This window comes from Streptomyces sp. NPDC055078 (genome assembly GCF_053607985.1).
This window is the reverse complement of sequence record NZ_JBSGUP010000015.1, coordinates 1-15847: the sequence shown is the minus strand read 5'-3', so window position 1 is coordinate 15847 and position 15847 is coordinate 1. Positions and strand designations below refer to the sequence as shown.

Annotated in this window: 10 protein-coding genes, 2 tRNA genes and 1 pseudogene; 9 read left to right on the top strand and 4 right to left on the bottom strand. The window is 71.6% G+C overall.

Annotation, left to right across the window (positions count from 1 at the left end; genetic code table 11):
• Positions 1-351: 351 nt before the first annotated feature.
• The 3 genes from ACWF94_RS02685 (at position 352) to ACWF94_RS02675 (ending at position 3800) form a co-directional block, all read left to right on the top strand.
• A complete protein-coding gene (locus ACWF94_RS02685) occupies positions 352-663 on the top strand; it encodes a hypothetical protein (RefSeq protein WP_453483986.1) in 312 nt (103 codons plus the stop codon).
• Positions 664-1312: 649 nt separating this feature from the next.
• On the top strand, positions 1313-1897 hold the full coding sequence (locus ACWF94_RS02680) for a SigE family RNA polymerase sigma factor (RefSeq protein WP_453483984.1): 585 nt from the start codon (positions 1313-1315) through the stop codon (positions 1895-1897).
• Positions 1898-2153: 256 nt separating this feature from the next.
• On the top strand, positions 2154-3800 hold the full coding sequence (locus tag ACWF94_RS02675; protein WP_453483983.1) for a long-chain fatty acid--CoA ligase: 1647 nt from the start codon (positions 2154-2156) through the stop codon (positions 3798-3800).
• A 103-nt stretch (positions 3801-3903) separates the two neighbouring features.
• On the opposite strand, the pseudogene ACWF94_RS02670 reads toward ACWF94_RS02675, so the two are convergent.
• Both ACWF94_RS02670 and ACWF94_RS02665 read right to left on the bottom strand, forming a co-directional pair.
• Positions 3904-8207 (bottom strand): annotated as a pseudogene (locus ACWF94_RS02670) (PAS domain-containing protein).
• A 171-nt stretch (positions 8208-8378) separates the two neighbouring features.
• Positions 8379-8954, bottom strand: coding sequence for an SSI family serine proteinase inhibitor (locus tag ACWF94_RS02665; protein WP_453483981.1), 576 nt, complete (start codon positions 8952-8954; stop codon positions 8379-8381).
• 352 nt (positions 8955-9306) lie between these two features.
• Here ACWF94_RS02665 and ACWF94_RS02660 point away from each other — a divergent pair.
• Both ACWF94_RS02660 and ACWF94_RS02655 read left to right on the top strand, forming a co-directional pair.
• Positions 9307-9400: transfer RNA gene (locus ACWF94_RS02660), tRNA-Ser, on the top strand.
• A gap of 270 nt (positions 9401-9670) precedes the next feature.
• Positions 9671-9743, top strand: a tRNA-Arg gene (locus ACWF94_RS02655).
• 279 nt (positions 9744-10022) lie between these two features.
• Here the strand turns inward: ACWF94_RS02655 and ACWF94_RS02650 are convergent.
• Together ACWF94_RS02650 and ACWF94_RS02645 are read right to left on the bottom strand one after the other, a co-directional pair.
• Positions 10023-10508 carry a hypothetical protein gene (locus ACWF94_RS02650; protein ID WP_453483979.1) on the bottom strand — a complete coding sequence of 162 codons (486 nt, stop codon included), beginning with the start codon at positions 10506-10508 and terminating at the stop codon, positions 10023-10025.
• Complete coding sequence (locus ACWF94_RS02645; RefSeq protein ID WP_453483977.1) at positions 10505-10831, bottom strand: hypothetical protein; 327 nt, start codon at positions 10829-10831, stop codon at positions 10505-10507. The genes ACWF94_RS02650 and ACWF94_RS02645 overlap by 4 nt, the downstream gene beginning before the upstream one ends.
• A 178-nt stretch (positions 10832-11009) precedes the next feature.
• Here ACWF94_RS02645 and ACWF94_RS02640 point away from each other — a divergent pair, with 178 nt between their 5' ends.
• The 4 genes from ACWF94_RS02640 (at position 11010) to ACWF94_RS02625 (ending at position 15832) form a co-directional block, all read left to right on the top strand.
• Positions 11010-12161, top strand: coding sequence for a DUF1152 domain-containing protein (locus ACWF94_RS02640; protein ID WP_453483975.1), 1152 nt, complete (start codon positions 11010-11012; stop codon positions 12159-12161).
• Positions 12162-12418: 257 nt separating this feature from the next.
• Positions 12419-13303: a DUF2797 domain-containing protein gene (locus ACWF94_RS02635; protein WP_453483973.1), complete on the top strand. Its 885-nt coding sequence runs from the start codon at positions 12419-12421 to the stop codon at positions 13301-13303.
• A gap of 121 nt (positions 13304-13424) precedes the next feature.
• Positions 13425-14174 (top strand): response regulator transcription factor, encoded by a 750-nt coding sequence (locus ACWF94_RS02630; RefSeq protein WP_453483972.1) that lies wholly within the window; start codon positions 13425-13427, stop codon positions 14172-14174.
• Positions 14175-14425: 251 nt separating this feature from the next.
• Entirely contained in the window at positions 14426-15832 is a 1407-nt protein-coding gene (locus ACWF94_RS02625) for an MFS transporter (protein ID WP_453483970.1), read from the top strand.
• The last annotated feature ends 15 nt before the right edge of the window (positions 15833-15847 follow it).

Genomic DNA, 15847 nt, shown 5'->3' with positions numbered 1-15847 from the left:
CTATTTTCGTACAGATGTTCGAAGAACGGAAGGGGGGAGTTTTGGCCGGAAAGCATGCCGAAACGCTTCACCTCTTGCGGTGGGCGGGCGGCGGCGTCCGGGGCGTACCCGGGTCGCGGTTCCGTGGGTGCGACAGGGGTGCAAAGGGGGCGTGAAGGAGGTTTATCGACTTGTCCTCACGCTTGAGGGGGAATCGCTCCCACTTGGGTGGTTCGGAGGGGATTCGGTGGGCAACTCTGAGGTCGCGACGTCGTGACCACGAAGAACACGAAAGAACACGAAAATCCGGGGCGGTCGGCCAACTGCCCGGGAGAAGCCGTACTTCCGTATTCGGTTCATGGAGGAAAAGACATGGCAAGCATCCGTACTGCCCGCGTCCTCGCTGTTGTTGCCGCCCTGCCTCTCACGGTCGCCCTCTTCTCGGGCGTGGCATCGGCCGACAACGGCGCCTTCGCGGACGACGGATCGAACGCGGCTGCGGCCTCGATCATCGGCAGCGGCTCCGCTGTCAACTTCGGCAACTCGACCACCAGCCAGCAGGTGGCGACCGGCGCCGGGGCGTCCAACCAGAGCAATATCGCCAGCGTGAACGGCTCCGCCTTCACCGCCATCGACCAGTCGAACAAGAACACGGTGGTGAACTTCACGCCTCTGTGGTGGTGATGCCCGGCCGCCCGAGGGGGGTTTGACCGAGGGGTGATGACCGCCTGTACGACAGCGCTCCGGTGCCGTCGTGCAGGCGGTCTGCTGTGTGTCCGCTCCGTGTCCGCTGTGTCCTGCTGTGTTCCGCTGTGTCCCGCGCCGGATGGGCGGGCGGGGGGTGCCGCGACCTTGACAGGGGCACTGGGGGCAGCCCGGTCCGCGTCAGCCTGAAGTCGTAGGACGCCCCAGATCGTACGCAGCCGTACACGGTCATACGCAGTCGCACGCACCGGCACGCCGAGGTGGAGACCCTCCACCCTCGCGCCGGGCGGGTGGGAAGGCGTACGCAGCGCGCTGGACACCTGCCCCGGACGCCAGGGCGGGGGGCCGGTGGACTTCACACCGACCGTGCTCCGGTCCTCGGCGGAGCATCCCGGGGCCTCGGCGGGAGCGTCCCGTAGGCGGTATTTGGCTCGATTTCGACGCTGAGGTTCAGCCCGTCGGCCCCGGGCGCAAGCACTCCGCGCCCCTGAGAACCATGTCATCGCGCCTGAGGGTCTCCTCCACCTTCAGGAGGTGGAGCCGACCTCGGCCGTACAACCTGAGGCGGACATGTCTTCAGGACCTCTGGCCGATCCGCTGGAGTAGCACCCGCTCCTAGCGTGGACCCATGACCACGCCAGTCTGCACAAGCGCTTCGAGAGCTGCCGTGCCGGTGCCTCCGTCGTACGGAGCCGACGCACGGTACGCACCTTACGCTCGCTATTCGTCGTTCTCGTCGTATGTACGGGCGCGGGGGCCCGTACTGCTGCGCACCGCCCGCTCGCTCACCGCGAACCCGAGCGATGCCGAGGACCTCCTCCAGACCGCCCTCACCAAGACCTATGTCGCCTGGGAGCGGATCGAGGACCATCGCGCCCTCGACGGCTATGTCCGCCGGGCGCTGCTCAATACCCGTACCTCGCAGTGGCGCAAACGCAAGGTGGACGAGTTCGCCTGCGACGAACTGCCCGAGCCGGAGACCGTGCCCACGCCCGACCCGGCCGAGCAGCAGGTGCTGCACGACGCCATGTGGCGTGCCGTGATGAAGCTGCCGGACCGGCAGCGGGCCATGGTCGTCCTGCGTTACTACGAGGATCTGAGCGAGGCCCAGACCGCGGAGGTGCTCGGGGTGTCCGTGGGGACGGTCAAGAGCGCGGTCTCGCGCGCGCTCGGCAAGCTCCGCGAGGACCCGGAGCTGTCCCCGGTCCGCTGAGGTCCCCCTGAGGTCCGGAGGTCCTGAGGTCCGCTGAGGTCTTGCGGTTGAGGTCTGCCGGAGGTCCGCCGATGGTCTCTTGAGGTCCCCTGAGGTCCCCTGAGGTCCCCTGAGGTCCGCTGAGGTCCGCTGACGCGGTCCGCCTCGCCAGGGTGCTGAATCCCCTTCCCGGGGGTAGTGACATACCAAATGGTATGGGCGCAGAATCTGCACAGCCCTGCTGCCACGTAGGGCTAGCGCCCACCGGGAGGACGCCGTGCTGAGCACCATGCAGGATGTACCGCTGACCGTGACCCGCATCCTGCGACACGGGATGACGATCCACGCGAAGTCGCAGATCACCACCTGGACCGGGGAGGCCGAGCCGCAGCGCCGCAGCTTCGCGGAGAGCGGTGAGCGGGCGACCCGGCTGGCCAACGCCCTGCGGGACGAGCTGGGGGTCGACGGCGACCAGCGGGTGGCCACCCTGATGTGGAACAACGCCGAGCACGTCGAGGCGTACTTCGCGATCCCCGCCATGGGCGCCGTACTGCATACGCTCAACCTCCGACTGCCCCCCGAGCAGCTGGTGTGGATCGTCAACCACGCCGCCGACCGCGTCGTCCTCGTCAACGGCTCACTGCTGCCGCTGCTCGCGCCCCTGCTGCCGCATCTGCCGACGATCGAGCACATCGTGGTCTCGGGTCCTGGCGACCGTGCCCTGCTCGACGGCGCCGCCGCGCGGGTGCATGAGTACGAGGAGCTGATCGCGGGCCGCCCGGCGACATACGACTGGCCGGAGCTGGACGAGCGCAGCGCCGCCGCCCTCTGCTACACCTCCGGTACCACCGGGGACCCGAAGGGCGTGGCCTACTCCCACCGGTCGATCTATCTGCACTCGATGCAGGTCAATATGACCGAGTCGATGGGCCTGACGGACCAGGACACCGCGCTCGTCGTCGTCCCGCAGTTCCATGTGAACGCCTGGGGCCTGCCGCACGCCACCTTTATGACCGGTATCAACCTCCTCATGCCGGATCGTTTCCTTCAGCCCGGACCGCTCGCCGAGATGATCGAGCGCGAGAAGCCCACGTACGCGGCGGCCGTCCCCACCATCTGGCAGGGCCTGCTGGCCGAGGTCACCGCGAACCCCCGCGATCTGTCCTCCATGAAGCAGGTCACCATCGGCGGCGCCGCCTGTCCGCCCGCGCTGATGGAGGCGTACGACAGACTCGGGGTGAAGCTCTGCCACGCCTGGGGCATGACGGAGACCTCCCCGCTCGGCACGATGGCGCACCCCCCGGCCGGTCTGACGGCGGAGGAGGCGTGGCCGTACCGCCTCACCCAGGGCCGCTTCCCCTCGGGAGTCGAGCCCCGGCTGGTCGGCCCGGCCGGAGAGATCCTCCCCTGGGACGGCGAGTCGGCCGGTGAGCTGGAGGTACGGGGACCCTGGATCGCGGGCGCGTACTTCGGCGGCGCGGGCGGGGACGAGTTCCGGCCCGCCGACAAGTACAGCGAGGACGGCTGGCTGAAGACCGGCGATGTCGGTGTCATCAGCCACGACGGCTATCTCACCCTCACCGACCGCGCCAAGGACGTCATCAAGTCCGGCGGCGAGTGGATCTCCAGCGTCGACCTGGAGAACGCCCTGATGGCCCACCCCGAGGTGGCCGAGGCCGCCGTCGTCGCGGTCCCCGACGCCAAGTGGGGCGAACGCCCGCTGGCGACGGTCGTCCTGAAGGAGGGGGCGACCGCGGACTACGCGTCCCTCAGGGCGTTCCTCGCCGAGCGGGTCGCCAAGTGGCAGTTGCCGGAGCGGTGGGCGGTGATCCCCGCGGTGCCGAAGACGAGCGTCGGCAAGTTCGACAAGAAGGTGATCCGCAGGCAGTACGCGGACGGCGAACTGGACGTCACCCAGCTGTAGTACCCGCGGCCGTGGTGGACACCGCGTTACGCGGATGGGTGGCCGGCCCCCCGCACGGGACCGGCCACCCCCCACACCGTACGGCCCAGGAGGACCGTACGACTCAATTAGTGCCGATCTTCGCGAGCAGATCCACGATACGGGACTGGACCTCACCGCTCGTGGAGCGTTCAGCGAGGAAGAGCACTGTCTCCCCGGACGAAAGCCGGGGCAGTTCGGCCCGGTTGAGACCGGCCGAGGTGTAGACGACCAGCGGAGTGCGGTTCAGCCGGCCGTTGGCGCGCAGCCAGTCGATGATCCCGGCCCGCCGGCGGCGTACCTGCATCAGATCCATGACGACCAGGTTCGGCCGCATCTGGGCGGCGAGCGTCACCGCGTCGGTGTCCGCGTCCGCGCGGGCGACCTGCATACCGCGCCGTTCCAGAGTCTCGGTCAGCGCGAGCGCGATCTCCTCGTGCTCCTCGATCAGCAGGACGCGCGAGGGGTGCTGTTCGCTGTCGCGGGGGGCCAGCGCCTTGAGGAGTACGGCCGGATCCGCGCCGTACGCCGCCTCCCGCGTCGCCTGCCCAAGACCCGCCGTCACCAGCACCGGGACCTCCGCCGCCACCGCGGCCTTCCGCAGCGCCTGTAGCGCGGTACGGGTGATCGGGCTGGTCAGCGGGTCCACGAAGAGAGCAGCCGGGAACGCCGCGATCTGCGCGTCGACCTCCTCGCGGGAGTGCACGACGACCGGGCGGTAGCCGCGGTCGCTCAGCGCCTGCTGGGTCGCGATATCGGGCGCGGGCCAGACCAGCAGCCGGCGCGGGTTGTCCAGCGGCTCCGGGGGCAGCTCGTCGTCGACCGGCTGCGGCTGGGGCCGGTTGGCCACCTCGACCGCGCCGCCGGGCCCGTCCAGCGGCTGGGGACCCTCGGCGCCCTCGTCGGGTGCTCCTATGGCGTACGACCGGCCCTCGGCGCGTTCGGCCGGGATCCGGGGCCCGTTCTGCGGATGGGGCCGCGCGGCGGGCTCGGGGCGCTCGCCCTCGGGGGGTGTGGCCAGCTTCCGCCGCCGCCCGGAGCCGAGCGTCTGATTCTGCTGGCCCGGTCCCTGACTCTGTCCATGGCCCAGTCCCTGGCTCGGGCTCTGCTGACCCTGACTCTGTCCTTGGCTCTGGCTCTGGCTCTGGCTTTGCTGGGTCTGGGTCTGGGCCTGGGCCTGGGTGGCGCGCTGGTTCTGCTGGGCCTGCTGGGCCTGTTGATTCAGCTGGTGCTGTTGCTCGGCGATCTGCTGGGTGAAGGGCACGCCCTGCCCGAGCGTACGGACGCTGAACTCACGCCCCTGCGAGGCGTCGGCCGGCAGCGGCGCGGGCGTGGCCAGTGGCGCGGGCTGCCCGTCGGGCCCGAAGACGGGGATCGGCAGGGACAGGGCGGCCGAACCGGTGCTCTGCCCGGTCGTGGCACCGGGGTGGGGCGCCGGAGCGGCCCCGGGCCCGGCCGCAAGGTACTGACCCGTGGCGTCGCCCGCGGCCTCCGGACCTCCGTCGCCGGGAGCCCGCCTGTGCCCCGTGGCCGTAGCCGTAGCCGGGTCCGTTGGCGTTGGATGCGGCTGCGGCGGGGTGTGATGGTCGGTGCCCGGCTCGGTGCGTACGGGGTCGTGCTGTCCGGGCAGGGACGCGTCGGCCGCTCCGGCCGTCGGCGGGACCCGCTCGGGCCCGGCCGCCGGGCCCCGGTCGGCGTCGGCGGGCGGCAGCGCGAACGCCGAACGGCCCGCATCCGCGCCATCGGCGGGCGCGGGAGCCAGTGCCCGCCGGGCCCGCCGTCCGCCCGCGCGGGACTCGGCGGGCGGCGCGGGGGAGGGGGGCTGCATGGGCGGCGGCGGCGCGCTGGGCCCTGCGGACAGCTCGGGCATCCCGCTGTGGTGGGCACGGCGGGACGCCTCGTCGGCGGGCGCCCCCTGCGAGGGCACCCCCTGCGGCGGCACTCCCTGCGGCGGCACCGTCTGGCCGAGCGCGGGCCGCCCGGCCGCGCCCTCCGACGCGGTGACCACGGAACCCGCGGTGAGCGCCGTGGGCCGCGAACCGCCCGCTGCCGCCGCGGCGGCCTCCTCGGCGGGGCTCGGCCGCCCGCGCCGGCGCCCGGTACCGCCACCACCGGTCGAGTCCTGCGGGGCCTGACCCGGCTGTGAAGCGTGGGCCGCTTGGGCTGCTTGGGCTGCTTGGGCCGCCTGCGGCGTGTGCGCGGCCTGCGCGGGAATCAGATCCGACTGCGGCTGACCGGTCTGAAGGTGACCGGTCTGCGGCTGCCCGGTCTGAGGATGACCGGCCGACGGCTGCCCGGACTGTGCCTGCCCGGACTGCGGCTGAGGGGTCCCCGCCCTGCGCCGGCCGGTCGGCGGTACGGCCCCGGGCTGGCGCGGGCCGTCCGCCGGGGGCGCCATGGAACTCTCCAGGAAGGCGTCCGTGGACCCCCGCCGGGCCCTGCGGCGGCCGCCGCCACCCGACGTCTCCGGGGACGTCTCCGGGGACGTTTCCGGAGACGGCTGCTGCTCCGGCAGGACGAGCGCCCCGTGCGGACCGGTGTCACCGGCCCCGGCGGCGGGTGCGGGCGCGGTTGCGCCGGGAGCCACGCGTACGCCGGCCCCTTCTGCCACATCGGATCCCGCAGTTCCTCCGGGTGCTCCGGGTGCTCCGGGTGCTCCGGGGCCTCCGGGTCCTTCCGGTCCATCGGGCCCCCCGGGTCCTTCCGGCCCCGGCGCCCGCCCCGGCCCCGACCCCGGCACGGGTGCCTCGGGGGCGGCGGCGGGCGGCGGGACCACGCCGCGCCGTTCCCGAGCGGTACCTCCAGGACGTATGCGCTGCCGCTCATCCCCGGCACCTCATGGGTCTGCAGCACCCCGCCGTGCGCCCGTACGATCCCGCGCACGATCGGCTCGTGTACCGGGTCTCCCCCGGCGAACGGCCCCCGGACCTCGATCCGTACGACATCACCGCGCTGCGCAGCGGCGACCACGACAGTCGAGTCCACATAACCGCCGGCCGGCATCATCCGGGCCTTGCCCGTCGAGTCGACCCCGGCCACATCCGCGGCCAGATGCGCCAGCGCCGTCGCCAGCCGGGCGCCGTCCACCTGGGCCTCGATCGGCGGGGCGTGCACCGCGAACTGCGCCCGCCCCGGGCCGATCAGCTCCACCGCGCCCTCGACCCCGGCCGCGACGACCGCGTCCAGGAGCACATTGGACTTGGCGAGCTGTTCCCCGCCGGTGTCCAGGCGCTGGAACCCGAGCACATTGTCGATGAGCGTGGTCATCCGGGCGTACCCGGCGGCCAGATGGTGCAGGATCTGGTTGGCCTCGGGCCACAGCTGCCCGGCCGGGTCGGCGGCCAGCGTCCCCAGTTCGGTCCGCAGCTCCTCCAGCGGCCCGCGCAGCGAGTCGCCGAGCACCGCCGTCAGCTGGTCGTGCCGTCCCGCCAGTTCCAGATAGCGCTCGTCGCGCCCCTCGATCTCGGCCGTGTACCGGTCCGCCCGGTCCGCCAGCTCCGCCGTGAACCGCTCGGTGGTCTCCGCCAGCTCCGTGGTCAGCCGCTCGGCGGTTTCGGTGAGTTCGGCGGCGTGCTTCTCGTTCAGCTCCTCGTACGGACGGCGATCGGTGAACGTCATCACCGCGCCGACGAGCTGATCCCCGTCCCGTACGGGCGCGGTCGTCAGATCGACCGGCACCCGCGAGCCGTCCTTCGACCACAGCACCTGTCCGCGCACCCGGTGCTTGCGCCCCGACCGCAGTGTGTCCGCGAGCGGCGACTCGGGATACGGGAAGGGCTTGCCGTCCTCGCGGGAGTGCAGGATCAGCGGGTGCAGCTCATGGCCGCCGAGGTCGCTCGCCCGGAACCCCAGGATCTGCGCGGCGGCCGGATTGACCAGGACCACCCGGCCGTCGGTGTCGGTGCCGACGACGCCCTCGGCCGCCGCCCGCAGAATCATCTCGGTCTGCCGCCGCGAACGCGCCAGCTCCGCCTCGGTGTCCATCGTCCCGGACAGATCCCGGACGACGAGCATCAGCAGCTCGTCGCCGGTGTAGCTGTTGTACGTGTCGTACGCCTCGCGCCCGTCGAGGCTCGCGCTGGTCACCTCGACCGGGAACTCGCTGCCGTCCGTACGCCGCGCGATCATCCGCGTCGGCTTGGTACGCCCGCGCTCGTCGGCGGAGTCGGGGCGCCGCATGGAGCCCGGGATCAGCCGGGAGTCGAACGCGGGCAGCAGATCCAGCAGCCCGCGTCCGACGAGCGCGGTCCCCGGGGTCTCGAACAGATCGAGGGCGATGGTGTTGGCGTTGACCACCGTGCCATTGCCGTTGACGAGCACGAGGCCGTCGGGGAGAGCGTCGAGTATGGCTGCGAGGCGAGCAGCGCCTCGGGATGGCCTGCTGCTCACGACGACGGTTCCTCCCTGGCCTACAGGTTGTGCTTGCGGCCGTGTTCCATGGTGCCCAGCGGGCCCCGGCCTGTCACTGAGGGAGTCTAAAGGCTGAGGGTGCTGGAGCGACGGCGGATGAGGGGGAGCTCATCACGAGGTTCTGTGGGGATGCGGTGATCAATGACGCTTTCACCTGGTGCTGGGCAGCACCGGCTCCATGGTCTGCCAACGAGAGATTTCACATCCGTTGGTCCGGGCGAACGTCCCGTCCACCTTCCGTCCGTGCCAGATCCCGGTGACCCGCGCGGTCTCGGGCCCCCCGAACTGCTGTGTGCACACCTCGTCCTGGCCGACCGGCGCGAACGGGTCCCGCCCCTCCCGCGCCAGCTCGTCCAGCCGCGCACAGGCCGCCTCCGCCTCGGGGTGCGTCCCGCCGGCCCTGGGCTGCGCCCCGCCCGCCTCGGACGGCGCGCACTCCAGTTCGTACTCGACCTCGGTCCGGGCACTCCCGCTCTCGGACACCTCCACCGTCAGCCAGTCCTGCCGCTCCTTCTGCTTCTGCCGGTCCCGGCGGTCCTGCCTGCTGTCCTGCCCCCGGCCGTGACCCGGGCCCCGGTCCGGGCCGCCCTGTCCCAGCACGTGGTCCGGCGCCGACAGCAGCGGCAGCGGTACGGGGAACGGCAGCGGTTCCGCCCCTGCCACGGGCACGGTGGCGGCGAAGACGGCGGCGGACGCGGTCGCGGTGAGGATGATGCGGCGCAGCATGGATACTCCTGGAACTCGACGGGAACTCGACTGGAACTCGCTTGGAGCCCGTTGGAGCTCGAAGCGACTCTGAGCCGGAGACCGGGGTCGCCCTGGCCTCCCCACCGCTACTAACGCGCGTCCCGCCCGAGCGTTGCGCGTCCGGATGGGGCCCGAGTCCCCGAGACCGCCTTTCCTGGCCCTCCCCGGCGGGTGCCTGTGCCCCCCGGGTGCGATCCCCGTCCGCCCCCTCCCCCGCACATACGGCTTTGCCCTGCGCCCCGCCCGCCTAGTACCGTGGTCAGCGATTGGTGACACCCCGCCCGACTGTGTCATCATCTGCACGCACCACTCGCGCCCGCGCGGGTGTGCTGGAGGCGTCGCCTAGTCCGGTCTATGGCGCCGCACTGCTAATGCGGTTTGGGTCTTAAAGCCCATCGAGGGTTCAAATCCCTCCGCCTCCGCCACCTGATCACCGAAGCCCCGACCACCCGGCCGGGGCTTCGGTGTCCGCCCCGGCACCACTGCCCGGATCGCCAGGACCACTCGACTTGACCCGATGCGATCCGATCCCGTCCAGGGCTGGTTCCGGGCCTGCCCCAGGGTCTGTCCCGGGCCGTTTTCTGAGGGCTTTTCCCAGGTCAGACCTGGTGTGACTAATGGATTTCACCTGGCGGCGCGGGTCATGTAATGTTGTTCCCGCAACGCCGACCGGGAGGAAATGCCCGGAAAGCCGAGCACTCGTAGCTTAACGGATAGAGCATCTGACTACGGATCAGAAGGTTGCAGGTTCGAATCCTGCCGAGTGCACATAGTGGAGAGGCCCCCGGAGATGATCCGGGGGCCTCTTGCGTTGGGACGCACTGCGGTGAAGTGCGGTTCGGGGCGAGCAGTGGCGCTCGCGTGGCCGGAAGCCTCGGCGGGGGTTGGGCATCCGGGCGCGGGTCTGCTCCTTGAAGTGGTCGAGGTGGTAGCCCAGTTCGTCCAGGCGGGCGTGGATGCCGCCGGGTTCGGGGCCGGGCTGGGCGATCGGGGTGTTCCGGGCGATGTCGGGCGGGAGATGGGAGGCTCGACTGGGGACGGCCCTCTTCAGATCTGCACCACGTGGACGTCCTGGGCGTCCAATGCCTTCAGATAGGCGCTGAGATCGGCTGGATCGCTGGTGAAGACCACGGCACTGCCGTGTTGGGCAGCCGTCAGCGCCACCAGTGCGTCCACCGCGTCTGGGCGCTTCTTCGGGGGCAGTTCTGCTGCGCCGAGGGAACTGCCGATGCGCTGCCATTCGGTGATGTCCGGACCGGTGGCGCACAGGATGCAGGCCGTCTGCCCCACGGTGGTGGGGCGCATGGCCGGGGCCGAGCTGCGGGCCTGCGGAACTGTGCATTCCTTCATGACTCCGGCCAGGGCATGTACCACGGCAGGTCTGGGCCGCCAGACTTGAGCCAGTACGGGCCCCAGCACGAGCGCTCGGTGCGGTGTGTCCTGAAGGCCGGCATGCAGACGGACTGCCTTCGCCTTGCGATCGGCGAGCGCGATCAGCATGCCGGTGTCGTAGACCGGCACCCGGGTGATCACGCGGCGTCACCGGAGTGGGTGGCGGGGCCATCAGGGCCATAGATGAGGCCCAGGGCCTCCTGCACTTCTCGCCGTTCCTGCTCCGTGAGGTCGCCGTCGGCCACCTCCGCGAGTGGCGGCAGTGCGGCGGCCTCCGACTCTGCTGCCGCAATCACTGCGTCGAGTCGGGCGAACTGCGCTTCGGCTGCTTCCGCCTCGGCCATCTGCCGAGTCGCCGCGTTGACGATATAGGCGGAGACATCCATACCGGCCTTTTCCGCGTGAGCACGAATGCGGTCAGCATGAGCGCTGTCCAGACTGATACTGATCCTTGTCTTGGCCACACCAGAAGTGTATGACGCGTATTACGGGTCCGCCAAGACGACCCGGGAGCCGCCGACACCTCGGGCTCCTGCACTCCCGGGCGGCCGCCCTGACCCCTGCCCCATAGCCTCCCTGCGAGGGGGGCCGACCGGTGTCGCCCGGGATGAGGGGTGGGGTGGACGCTCGTACGCTGGCGGGGTGAGGGCGTTGATCGTGGCGGCGGGTGGAGGTGGTGACGCGGTTGCCGCCGTGATGGTGGATGCGGCGCTGGGGGGCAGGGGGGAGCCGGCGGTGGTGCTCACGTGGGCGTGGGACCGGCTGATGGGCGGGATGGTTCCCGGGCCCTGGGGGCCGGACGGGTTCAGGGGGCTGCGTCAGCTCACGCCGAATGTGTACGCGGTCACCGCGGGGAGCGAGGGGGTCCCGGCGGCGGGGTCGGCGCTGCCGAGGCTGGCGCGGGAGGTGCCGCAGACGCTCGCGCTGATCGATCCTCGGTACGGGGTCCGGGGCGTCGCACGCCAGATCGCGGAGCTGGTCGAGCGGACGGAGCCCGGGACCGTCGATGTGGTGGATGTCGGGGGCGACATCCTGGCCCGGGGGGACGAGGTCACGCTGCGCACCCCGCTCGCCGACGCGGTCGTGCTGGCGGCGTGCCGCCAGGCAGGTGTCCCCGTACGGCTCCTGATCGCGGGCCCCGGACTGGACGGCGAGGTGCCCGCCGGGGAGTTGAGGGGGGTCCTCGGGCGCAATGTCCTCACACTGGCTCCGGAGCATGTCGACAAGGTGAGCGGGGTTCTGGAGTGGCACCCCTCCGAGGCGACGGCCATGCTCGCGGCGACGGCCCGGGGTATCCGCGGGATGTGTGAGGTCAGCGGGACGGGTGAGCCGGTTCCGCTGACCGACGAGGGCCCCACGGTCCACCAGGTCGGGCTGGACGTCGCCCTGAGGCGTAACCGGTTCGCCCGCGCTGTCGCCTCGGCCACCACGCTCGCCGAGGCCGACCGGGTCGGCCGGGAGGTCTGTGGTTTCTCGGAGATCGACCGCGAGCGGGCCGTGATCGCATACGAGCGGGCCATGGCCGACCACGAGGGGCGCGGGGGCGGGCGTGCCGAGGCAGACCGGCGCGAGGCCCCGGGGGTGCCGGTGCTCGACCCCGAGGTCGTCATCGGACGTCTCGCCCGCTTCGAACACGAGGCCCGTGCCCGAGGGGCGAGTCACACCACCTTCGGCCGCCTCGCCGAAGCGCTCGGCCTCCGGCGCGTGCGGCGCGAGGACCTCAGGTCCCTGTTGGTCGAGCGCCGTCCGGAGCAGTACGCGGCCCCGCTCTGGCACATTCCGCCGATGGCCTGAGCCATACCTTTCGCCACCGTCTGCGTCGCTTCCGCCACGCAGGGCGGTATCCGGACATATCACGGTGAGAGGCCGGCCGGGGGCACACGGTTCCGGCCAGGGCGCTCACGTGCGCGTCTGTGGGCTGGCGTGCGGCGGTCGGGGCCGTCGGCGAGGGAGAGAGCGGCCGGAAGTCGGCGTACCGGCGGGGGCGCTGTCGGTGGGGTCGGGTACTGTCCGCGTTTCGGTCGGTCACAACTGTGCGCCCGGAGGTGCGTATGGCATGGCGGTGCTCCGGGGTCCAGTGGCCGCAGGGTGCGCGGATGGCCGTGTTGCGGTGGGAGGGCGGGCAGGTGAGTCCGCTGATCGGGGGGAAGACGCTCGGGTTCCGGGCCGAGGGCCGGCGGCTGTGCGTGGGGGCGCGCGGGAACGCCTGTGCGCTGCGGGCGGTGGTGTCCGGGCGGGTCACCCAGGCGCGGTGCGGGGAATGCGCCCGGCTGGAGAGGGCGCACTCGGTCGCGGCGGACACCATCGCGGACGACCCCCGGACGTACCGTGTCTATCTCGCCTGGTTCGGGCCCGGCCTGGTCAAGGCCGGGATCACCGCCGAGGAGCGCGGCGCGGCCCGGCTGCTGGAACAGGGGGCCGTGGTCTTCAGCTGGCTGGGGCGCGGGCCGCTGATGGCCGCCCGGCGGACCGAGGAACTGCTCCGGGGCGCGCTGGGCATCCCCGACCGGATTCCGTACGCCGAGAAGCGCGCCGTGCGCGCCGGGCTGCCGGGTCCGGCCGAACGGGTCGTGGAGATCGAGGAGACGCACCGGCGGGCCCTCGCCCTCAGCGGGTGGACCGAGACCCTGGAGCCGCTCGGGTTCGACCCCGTCGACCACACCGGGGTGTTCGGGCTGGATCAGCTCCCGCCCGCCGGCTCCGTCGTACGTGAGCTGGTGAACGGCGGCGCGGTCGCCGGGACCCTCGTCGCCGTCGCCGGGCCCGATCTGCATCTACGGACCGCTGGGGACGGCGTCGTCGTCCTCGACACCCGGCTGATGACCGGCTGGTCCCTCATCGGGGCCGACGCCGCCGCCGGGGTGTCCGTACCGACGACCGGGCTGCGGACCAGCAGCGGGGACGGCGGCGGCGTGGTCCAGGACGGGCTGTTCTGAGCCCTGGCTGCCGGGGGTCTGCCACGACAACCGCCCCGCCGAACGGGCCGACAACGGTTTCTCACCGAAAACACAGAGAGGGGCAAGGCCGTTCTCAGGGCGGCGGCGCAAGGTGTCCGCCATGACGACGACCTCGCCCCAAGGGCGTACCGAGATGCTCAGGCCGGACGGCAGGCCCGTCCGCGTGCTCGTCGTGGACGACGAGGCCGCGCTGAGCGAACTGCTGTCGATGGCCCTGCGCTACGAGGGCTGGGAAGTGCGCGGGGCCGGCGACTGCGAGGGCGCGGTCCGTTCCGTACGCGAGTTCCGGCCCGATGCCGTCGTGCTCGACGTCCGGCTGCCCGGCGTGGACGCTCTCGCCCTGCTGGGGCGGCTGCGGCGCGAGGCCCCGGGGGTGCCGGTGCTCTTTCTGACGGCGGGGGGTACGGCGGGGGACCGGGGCGAGGAGCGGATCGCCGGGCTGACGGCGGGCGGCGACGACCATGTCACCAAGCCGTTCGCGCTGGAGGAGGTCGTGGGCCGGCTGCGCGGGCTGATCCGGCGCTCGGGGGCCGCCGCCGTACGGAGTGAATCGGTGCTCACGGTCGGCGATCTGGTGCTGGACGAGGACAGCCATGACGTCAGCCGCGGCGGGCAGTCGATCCATCTGACCGCGACCGAGTTCGAGCTGCTGCGCTATCTGATGCGCAATCCCCGGCGGGTGCTGAGCAAGGCGCAGATCCTCGACCGGGTGTGGTCGTACGACTTCGGCGGTCAGGCCAATGTCGTCGAGCTGTATGTCTCGTATCTGCGGAAGAAGATCGACGCCGGGCGCTCGCCGATGATCCACACCCGGCGTGGGGCCGGGTATCTGATCAAGCCGGGGGAGTGAGGGCGTCCCTGAGGGGTGCGTGTCGCACGGTGGTCGCGCGTGGTGGGGGCTGTGGTGGTTCCCGGTTCCATGGCCGTTCCATGGGTCGCCCGGTAGTCCTGGTGCCTCTGATCCCGTGGTGGTTCCGGTGTCCCACGTTGCCGGTTCCGGCGGTCCCGGTGCGGCCCGGCCGCCGCTTTTCGTTATACAGCGTACAGCAACTCTTGTACGGTGTACGGGAGCATTCCCGTGCACCGTACAAGGAGCGACCTATGACGGCGACCGACGCCGTGACCGAAAGGGCCCCCACCGGGGGCCATCCGCAGCGCTGGCTGATCCTTGGCGTCATCTGTCTCGCCCAGCTCACCGTGCTGCTCGACAACACCATCCTCAGCGTGGCCATCCCCTCCCTCAACCGGGAGCTGGACGCGTCCGCCACCGACATCCAGTGGATGATCAACGCGTACTCGCTGGTCCAGTCGGGGCTGCTGCTCACCGCGGGGAACGCCGCCGACCGCTACGGCCGCAAGAAGTTGCTGGTCGCCGGGCTCGCCGTGTTCGGGCTGGGATCGCTGGCGGCGGGGCTCGCCCAGACCTCTGGGCAGCTGATCGCCGCGCGGGCGGGTATGGGCATCGGCGGGGCGCTGCTCATGACCACGATTCTGGCCGTCGTCGTCCAGATCTTCGACGACTCCGAACGTGTCAAGGCCATCGCCCTGTGGTCGACCGTCTCCTCTTTCGGCTTCGCGGCCGGCCCGCTGATCGGCGGGGCCATGCTCGACCACTTCTGGTGGGGCGCGATCTTCCTGATCAATATCCCGGTGGCCGCGATCGGGCTCATCGCGGTGATCGCCCTCGTACCGGAGTCCAAGAACCCTCAGGGCGACCGGCCCGATCTGCTCGGAGCGCTGCTCTCTACCATCGGTATGACCGCCGTCGTCTACGCGATCATCTCCGGCCCCGAACACGGCTGGGCCTCGACCCAGGTGGTGGCGTCGGCGGCCGTCGGCGTCCTGGTGCTCGGCGCCTTCGCGCTGTGGGAGCTGAGGATTCCGTATCCCATGCTCGATATGCACTTCTTCCGCAACCAGCGCTTCATCGGGGCGGTCGCGGGCTCGATCCTCGTCGCCTTCGGCTTGAGCGGCTCGCTCTTCCTGCTCACCCAGCACCTCCAGTTCGTGCTGGGGTACGGGCCGCTCGACGCCGGTCTGCGTACGGCACCGCTCGCGCTGAGCATGATCGCGCTGAATATGACCGGGATCGGGCCGCGGCTGCTGCTCCGGCTCGGTACGCCCCTGACGATCGCGATCGGTATGACGCTGGTGTCGGGCGGTCTCGCGTCGATCGCGCTGCTCGGCGGGGACGGCTACGGGGGGACGCTCCTCGGCCTGGTCGTGATGGGCGCCGGCATCGCGTTCTCCATGCCCGCGATGGCCAACGCGATCATGAGCGCGATCCCGCTGGAGAAGGCGGGCGTGGGGGCCGGGATCAACGGCACTCTCGCCGAGTTCGGCAACGGCCTCGGGGTCGCCGTTCTCGGCGCGGTCCTCAACTCCCGCTTCGCCGCGCTCGTACCCGCCGCCGCCGGGGCCGCCTCGCTGCCCGCCCCGCGCGCGGCGGCGGGCCGCGCGGGGGTAACGGAGCGGCTCTCCCCCGCCGTCGCCACCCGGCTTGTGTAAAGCCCGCCGGTGGGG